This window comes from Acrocarpospora sp. B8E8, from assembly GCF_039871605.1.
Taxonomy (GTDB): Bacteria; Actinomycetota; Actinomycetes; order Streptosporangiales; family Streptosporangiaceae; genus Acrocarpospora; species Acrocarpospora macrocephala.
Window position 1 is genome coordinate 169,294 of record NZ_JBDPLV010000015.1, and the last position, 7,320, is coordinate 176,613.

The window sequence follows — 7,320 nt, forward strand, 5'->3', positions numbered from 1 at the left end:
GGGAGGCGAGGACCAGATGACCGATGGGCTGATGCTGCCGCCGGGGAGCGGCAGCCGGATTCAGACGGTGACCCTGAAGGTGGGCGCCGAGCACTCGAAGGTCTGGTCGGCATTCGAGGCCGACGTGGCACCGGGCTTCGACGTCGGGGCCCACGTGCACCAGCAGGCGGAGGAGCTGTTCTACATTCTGGAGGGCGAACTGGACCTGTTGGCCTTCCACCCGGCTGGCGAGGCCGGTGGTGACTGGCGCGCCTGGCGCTCGGAGTCGGGCGCCGAGGTCCTACGGGGCAGACCCGGGAGCTTCATGTACGTGCCCGCCGGATGCCCGCACGCCTTCTTCAACCCCGGGTCAGAACCGGCGCGGATGCTCTTCCTGGTCTCCCCCTCCGGCCACGAGCTCTACCTGCGGGAGCTGGCCGATCTGCTGGCCGCCTCCACCGGGCTGCCGGACCAGGCGAAGATCGCCGAATTGCGCGCACGTCACGACATCCACCAGCTGACCCCGCTCACGCAAGAGAGCGGGCTTCGGCGATCAGTTCGCACTGGCGCTGCCAGTCGTCGCCGATGACGCCGAGGACGAGGTGGTCGGCGCCGGCTTCGGCGTACTCGCGGAGCCGCTCGGCTGCCTGGGAGGGAGGGCCGGTGATCGGCAGGTGGGCGGCGACCTCGGGCGGCACGCCGTACTGGGTGAGCCCGGCTGCGGCGCCGCTGAGCAGCGACGGGGATGGGGCGGGGCCGAGCAGGACGCTGCCGCCGACGGCGAGTTGCGGCATCGGGCGTCCGTACGTGGCGGCGAGCTCGGCCAGCTCGCGGCGCCCGTCGGCGACCGCCGTCGCGGTGATCATTGAGGGGAACCAGGCGTCCGCGTATCGGGCGGTGCGGCGCAGCGCCGCCCTCGAACCGCCGCCTACCCAGACGGGCGGCATGGCCGCTCCCGGGGCCAAGGCGATGGAGACGCCGGATCGCAGCACCGCCGACCGGCCGGTGACCAGGTCGGGCAGCACGTCCAACGCGGCATCGGTACGGCGGCCGCGCTCGGCATACGGGACTCCGACCGCTTCCCAGGCTGTGCTGCCGTGCACCGCGCCGCCGGCGCCGACCCCGAGGATGACCCGGTCTCCGGACAGGTGCTGGAGAGTCGCGATCTGCTTGGCGGCCCAGGCCGGGTGGCGCAGCGCGAGGACCATCACCCCGAACCCGATCCGCAGCCGCTCGGTGACCGCGGCCGCGGTGGCGAGCGTGAGGGTGCTCTCCATGGTCCCCACGCTGGCGGCGAGGTGGTCACCGGTGAACAGCGCGTCCAGGCCGAGGCTCTCGGCGTGACGCGCGCAGGCCCGGACATCGACGGCCGCGTTCCGGGACGACGGAAACATCACCCCGATCGACAAGCGCTTCACCGCACACCACCGGCAGATCGTACGAGGAGGAGGGTCTTGCCGACGGTCGCGCGGGAGGCGATGGCGGTGTGGGCGTCGGCCGCGCGATCCAAGGGATACGTCTGGCCGATCAAGGGCTTGAGCCTGCCGGTGGCCGCCGCCGTGAGGGCGGCCTGGGTCAGCTCGCGCATCTGTGGCGGGGTCGGGGGCGTACCTCGGATCGGCGTTATGTCCTTTCCATCGGGCGATGCGGTGAACGATCCGCTGGCCATGCCGTACGACGAAAGCCGTCCGCCCGTGCGCAGCAGGCCGGCCGCCGCGCCGCCGATCTCGCCGCCCACGCCGTCGAAGACCACGTCGACCTCGCCCACCTCGCTCCTGACCTGGTCGACCCAGCCGCCGACCGTGTAGTCCACCGCCACGTCGGCCCCGAGGTCCTTGGCGATCCCGGCCTTGCGCGGCCCGCCCGCCGTGGCCACCACGCGGGCTCCCGCGTCGCGCGCGAGCTGGACCAGCAGGCTCCCGACCCCTCCGGCGGCGGCCTCGATCAGCACGGTCTCCCCGGGCCGCAACGCCGCGGCACGGATCAGGCCGACCGCGGTCCGCCCGTCCGCGAGCAGCGCGACGGCGTCGGCCAAGCTCAGCTCCGGCGGGAGGTCGATCAGCCCGGTCGCGTCGACCGCCGCCAGCTCCGCGTAACCGCCGCGACCGCCCGTCGTCGTGATGACCCGCCGACCCGCCAGCGCCGGATCCGCCCCTTCGCCGACGGCGGTCACGATGCCGCCGACCCCGTTGCCGAGGATCGCGGGCAGCGGCGGCAGCATGGCCGGATTCGGAGCCTGGCCCGCACGCACCTGGGTCTCCACGAACGTGATGTTCGCCAGGTGCACGTCGACCAGGACCTGGCCCGGACCCGGCAGCGGGTCCGGCACCTCGGCCAGAACGAGGTTGGCCGGCGGGCCGAACTCCGACAACACCACAGCGAACATGAGTGTCACCCCCAAGGGTTCCTATCGGAGCGAGATGCTCCGATTTACTTGAAGGCATGTTATCGGAGCGTTCTGCTCCGAATGAACTAGGCTTCGCTCGTGGCAGAATCGCAGCACCGCTCCCGGCGGGGGAGGCAGGCCGAAGCCGAGCGGAACGACCGCCGCGTGCTGGACGCGGCCCGGGAGGTCTTCGCCGCGCACGGCGCCGACGCCACGGTCGCCGAGATCGCGGAGCGGGCCGGGGTCGGGATGGGCAGCCTCTACCGCCGGTACGGCAGCAAGTCCGACCTGCTGCGGCAGCTCTGCATGCAGGCCATGGAGGAGACGATTCAGGCGGCCGAGGCCGCGCTCGCCGCCCCCGACGCCTGGACGGGCCTCAGCGATTACGTGCACGCCTGCGTCGCACAGGGTTCGGGTGCGCTCGCTCCGCTGGCGGGCTCGCTGGAGACCACCCCGGAGATGTGGGAGACCAGCAGGCGGGGCCGTCGCCTGCTGGAGCAGGTGGTGGCCCGGGCGCACAGCGAGGGCGTGCTGCGCTCCGGCGTCACGGCCCTGGACGTCGCCTGGCTGGTGGAGTTCTTCGGGCGGCGCGGCCCGGCCGCACCGGGCACCGAGGACGAAGCCATCCGCCGGCGGCTGCTCGCCATCAGCCTCGACGGCCTGCGTAACCGCGACGCCGGACCACTGCCCGGCCCCGCGCCCAGCGCACAGCACTACGAGCGACGCTGGCAGACCGGACCGCGCACGAGCTGAATGCCTGCAGATCGAGGCCATCGATGAACCCCATTGATAACAAAGCGTTTCTGTAGCTCGATCCGCGTACCTACGCTGGTTCAACAGCGCGCTGCCAGGTACGCCGTCACATCGAACTGGAGGTGGCGTCCGTCATGACCAGCTGTCCCATCCGCTTCGACCCGCTCTCGCCGGAGCAACTGGCGGATCCGTACCCGCTTTACGCTCGGTTGCGGCGGGAGGCTCCGGTCTGCTACGCCGAGGCGCACGGGCTGTGGGTCGTCAGCCGGTACGAGGACGTGCTCGCGGTCGTGCGCGACACGGAGACCTTCTCCTCCCAGAATGCGGTCCGCGCCTCCGTGTGACCGCTTCCGCAGCCGGTGCTGGACGTCCTCGCCACGGGCTGGCCCATGTCGCCCACGCTCACCGACAGCGACGGGCAGGTTCACCGCAGGCTCCGCCTGCTGGTCAGCAAGGCGTTCACCCCCAAGCGCGTCGCCGAGCTGGAGGGCCGCATCCGGGAGAACGTCGACGCTCTCATCGACGAGTTCGCCGATGACGGCCGCGCGGACATCATCGAGAGGTTCGCGTGGAACCTTCCGATGTTCACCCTCACCGACATGCTCGGTATCCCCCGCGCTGACATACCCACGCTGCATCGGTGGAGCGTCAGCTGGTTACGCATCCTGCAGGCGACCGACAGCGTCGAGGAACTCGTCATCTGCGCGCGCGACGTCGTGACGATGCAGCGCTATTTCATGGACGAGTTTCAAGGGCGGGTTGGCGAGGACCTCATGTCGAGCCTGCTGGACGCCCGCGTGGCCGGCGACGAGCCCATCAGGCATGAGGAAGCCGCCCGCCTGCAGTTGAAGATCGCGTTACCTCGGCTGTTCGAGCGGTTGCCGAATCTCCGCATGGCCGCGGGTGCGGACACCGCCGTGCGCGACACCATCTTCTTCGCGCGCGGATTCAAGAGGCTCGAGATCGAATGGGACGTGCAAGCGCCCTCGGCCGGATGAAACGGGCTCCGCTCGAGCAGCCCGGGTCCCTGGCGGCAGAGCTCATCGCGTTCCTGTCCTGAGTTCATCGATCACAGCGATGACATCCATCGATGACAACCGTTTCCGGTGTTTCCCGTCGTCGCGTAGGTTCACCGCAAGACACATCTCTCAGCTCGCCAGGTGAACGCTTCCGGCGGGTCATTTCGCGGTACGCACAGAGCGTCGCACGCACGCGCCAGCCCGTCGATGGCCGGCTTCGTCCGGCGGTCGGCGAGGAGAACGCCAGGACTCTTCTAGGAATGCCTGCCAAGGAGGAACAGTGAAGGCCACCTGGTTCACCCGCATCGCCGGGGCCGCCGGACTCGTGCTCATGGTCGCCGCGTGCGGCGGCGGAGGCGGCAACGAAGGTCAAGCCGCCGGCGCCCTCGAGTCCGTCCGCTATCTGACCTCGTTCAACACCTTCGGCCGCGACGCCTACGCCTATGTGGCGCTGGAGAAGGGCTACTTCAAGGAAGCCGGGCTCGACGTCGACATCAAGCCGGGCACCGGCACCGTCGACGCGATGAAGCTGCTGGCCGGCGGCCGGGCCGACTTCGGCATCGGCGACTTCACCGGCACGCTGATCACGACGGCCAAGGAGAAGCTGCCCGTCATCGCCGTCGGCATGGTGCACCAGAACTCACTGGCCGCGATCATCGCGCTGGAGGAAGGCGGGATCAGCACACCGAAGGACCTGGAGGGCAAGACCATCGGCGACCAGCCGGGTTCCACCGTCCAGGTGACCTTCCCCGTTTACGCCAAGGCCGCCGGCATCGACGCGTCGAAGGTCAAGTTCGTCCCGGGCGCCCCGCCCGCGTTACCGCAGCTGCTGGCGAGCGGCTCGGTGGACGCGATCGGCCAGTTCGTCGTCGGCCGGGGGCTCATCGAGAAGGCCGCACAGGGGAAGAAGGCCGTCGTCCTCCCCTACGGCGAGGTCTTACCCGACCTGTACGGCAACGCGTTGCTGACCTCGAGCACCATGGCCAAGGAAAAGCCCGAGGTGGTCAAGAGATTCATGGCCGCCCTGTTCAAGGGCCTGGAGTATTCCATCGCCAACCCCGAGGAATCCGGCGAGATCCTCAAGAAGTACCAGCCCACCCAGAACCCGGAGGTCGCGGCCGCGGAGGTCCGGGCGATGGCTCCCTACGTCGCGGCGCAGGGCCAGCCGATCGGCGCGGTCAGCAAGGCCAAGGTCGAGGCGAACATCAAGCTTCTCACCGAGTCGGGTGCGATCCCGGCCGGAATGACTCCCGAGCAGGTCATCGACCTGTCCTTGACGCCGCAGGGCTAGGCGCGGCGGCATGATCAAGCTCACGCACGTCTCGCACGTCTTCGCCGGACGTCAGGGTGAGGTCCACGCGCTGGACGACATCACCCTTGAGGTGCGCCGCAACGAGCTGGTGACGCTCGTGGGCCGCTCGGGCTGCGGCAAGTCGACCATGCTGCGGATGGTCGCCGGGCTGCTGCGGCCCTCGTCGGGAACGGTCACGGTCGCCGGTGAGCCGGTGGGCAAACCCCGGCAGGATGTCAGCTTCATGTTCCAGCGTGCGGCCCTGCTGCCGTGGCGTACGGTGCTGGACAACGTCCTGCTCCCGGTGGAGATTCTCCGCCTGGACCGGGCGGCCAAGCGCCGGCGGGCCTATGAGCTGCTCGAACTCGTCGGCCTCGCCGGTTTCGAGAAGCGGCTGCCGCACGAGTTGTCGGGCGGCATGCAGCAGCGCGCGTCCCTGTGCCGTTCGCTGATCCAGGATCCCCTCGTCCTGCTCATGGACGAGCCCTTCTCCGCCCTCGACGCGCTGACTCGGGAGGAGCTGTCGATAGAGTTGCAACGCATCCGCATGGAGCAGGAGATGACCATCATCTTCGTCACCCACTCCATCGAGGAGGCGGTGCTGCTCGCTGACCGGGTGGCGGTGCTCAGCCCCCGGCCCGGCCGGCTTCGCAAGATCGTCAACGTGGACATCCCGCGCCCGCGCACCCTCGGGCGCAACGCGTACGCGGACCGGGTCGCCGAGGTCAGCGCCGAACTGCACGAGCTGCTGATGCCGGCGCCGATCGCATCGGAGGGCGCCGTATGACCGCCGCGCGGCGGAGCGGCTCCAGGGTGGCGCGGCGCCTGGTGGACTGGGGTCTCCCGGTCCTCGGGCTGGTCGCCCTGGTCGTCCTGTGGTGGCTGGCCACGATCGTCTTCTCGATCGAGAAGTTCCTGGTGCCCGCGCCGGACGACGTGATCGAGGCTTTCATCGGCCAGGCCGGCTTCCTCATGGAGCAGACCTGGGTGACCCTGCTGGAGACGGTCCAGGGGTTCGCGGTCGCGGTCGTCGTCGGAATCCCCACGGCGATGGCGATCGCCAGTTCGCGGTTACTTGAGAAGATGATTTATCCGCTGCTGCTCGCGGTGAATGCCGTACCGAAGATTGCGATCGCGCCGATCCTTGTGGTCTGGATGGGCTTCGGGCCGTTTCCGAAGATCGTCATGGTGTTCCTGCTCTGTTTCTTCCCGATCGTGATCTCAACGGCCACCGGCCTGAAATCCACTCCCGCCGAGCTGACCGAGCTGGTCCGCTCCTACGACGCCAGCCGTCTGCAGGTATTTTTCAAAGTTCGTTTCCCTTACGCGCTGCCGCAGGTGATGGTGGGTCTCAAGACAGCGATCTCGCTGGCGGTCATCGGGGCGGTCATCGCGGAATTCGTCGGTGCTGACGCCGGCCTCGGCTTCGTCATCGTGCAGTCAGGCGCGAGCGCGGACACTCCGCTCGCCTTCGCCGCCATGGCCCTGCTCGGCGTCATCAGCATCGTTCTCTTTTACGGACTGAACGCGCTGGAGAAAGTCATTCTCCCGTGGGCGGAGGAGAACCGTTGAACCGCCTCCACGTCCCGGATGCTCAGATGGTGCGAGCCGTGTCGATGATCCGGTGGCGGAGCCACTGATGCGCGAGGTCGGCGTTGTCGCGAGAATTCCAGTACATGGCTTCGTGGATGGCGCTCAGCGACAACGGATATTCCACGATCCGCAGCTGTGCCACGCTGACCAGTTTGAGCGCCAGCCGTTCGGGGTAAGCAATCAGAAGGTTCTGTGACTCTATGTGAAAAGCGCTGATCAGGCGTCGCGTGCGACGGGTGGCATCCAGAGGTTGCCGGTGAAGGCGCGGTAGATCGCCTCGAAGGCGCTCAGCCCGTGCT

General features: G+C 68.9%; 9 protein-coding genes and 1 pseudogene. 7 read left to right on the forward strand and 3 right to left on the reverse strand.

What is annotated here, in order from left to right:
- Positions 1 to 16: 16 nt before the first annotated feature.
- On the forward strand, positions 17 to 568 hold the full coding sequence (locus ABGB08_RS17390) for a cupin domain-containing protein (protein ID WP_347591460.1): 552 nt from the start codon (positions 17 to 19) through the stop codon (positions 566 to 568).
- Here ABGB08_RS17390 and ABGB08_RS17395 read toward each other — a convergent pair.
- Both ABGB08_RS17395 and ABGB08_RS17400 read right to left on the reverse strand, forming a co-directional pair.
- The gene (locus ABGB08_RS17395; RefSeq protein WP_347591462.1) at positions 507 to 1,397 is read right to left on the reverse strand and encodes an LLM class flavin-dependent oxidoreductase; all 891 of its coding nucleotides are present in this window, start codon (positions 1,395 to 1,397) and stop codon (positions 507 to 509) included. The genes ABGB08_RS17390 and ABGB08_RS17395 overlap by 62 nt on opposite strands.
- A complete protein-coding gene (locus ABGB08_RS17400; protein ID WP_347591464.1) occupies positions 1,394 to 2,365 on the reverse strand; it encodes a zinc-binding dehydrogenase in 972 nt (323 codons plus the stop codon). The genes ABGB08_RS17395 and ABGB08_RS17400 overlap by 4 nt, the downstream gene beginning before the upstream one ends.
- A gap of 99 nt (positions 2,366 to 2,464) precedes the next feature.
- Between ABGB08_RS17400 and ABGB08_RS17405 the strand changes: the two genes are divergently transcribed.
- The 6 genes from ABGB08_RS17405 to ABGB08_RS17430 all read left to right on the forward strand — a co-directional run bounded on the left by ABGB08_RS17405 (position 2,465) and on the right by ABGB08_RS17430 (position 7,000).
- Positions 2,465 to 3,118, forward strand: coding sequence for a helix-turn-helix domain-containing protein (locus ABGB08_RS17405; protein ID WP_347591466.1), 654 nt, complete (start codon positions 2,465 to 2,467; stop codon positions 3,116 to 3,118).
- A 134-nt stretch (positions 3,119 to 3,252) separates the two neighbouring features.
- The gene (locus ABGB08_RS17410; protein ID WP_347591468.1) at positions 3,253 to 3,462 is read left to right on the forward strand and encodes a hypothetical protein; all 210 of its coding nucleotides are present in this window, start codon (positions 3,253 to 3,255) and stop codon (positions 3,460 to 3,462) included.
- Between the two features lie 45 nt (positions 3,463 to 3,507).
- Positions 3,508 to 4,116: a hypothetical protein gene (locus ABGB08_RS17415; protein WP_347591470.1), complete on the forward strand. Its 609-nt coding sequence runs from the start codon at positions 3,508 to 3,510 to the stop codon at positions 4,114 to 4,116.
- A gap of 301 nt (positions 4,117 to 4,417) precedes the next feature.
- Positions 4,418 to 5,428, forward strand: a complete 1,011-nt coding sequence (locus ABGB08_RS17420; protein ID WP_347591472.1) for an ABC transporter substrate-binding protein — start codon at positions 4,418 to 4,420, stop codon at positions 5,426 to 5,428.
- 10 nt (positions 5,429 to 5,438) lie between these two features.
- Positions 5,439 to 6,215, forward strand: a complete 777-nt coding sequence (locus ABGB08_RS17425) for an ABC transporter ATP-binding protein (protein WP_347591474.1) — start codon at positions 5,439 to 5,441, stop codon at positions 6,213 to 6,215.
- Between the two features lie 131 nt (positions 6,216 to 6,346).
- On the forward strand, positions 6,347 to 7,000 hold the full coding sequence (locus ABGB08_RS17430) for an ABC transporter permease (RefSeq protein WP_347591476.1): 654 nt from the start codon (positions 6,347 to 6,349) through the stop codon (positions 6,998 to 7,000).
- A 22-nt stretch (positions 7,001 to 7,022) separates the two neighbouring features.
- Here the strand turns inward: ABGB08_RS17430 and ABGB08_RS17435 are convergent.
- Positions 7,023 to 7,320: pseudogene (locus tag ABGB08_RS17435) on the reverse strand (hypothetical protein); the annotation flags it as partial.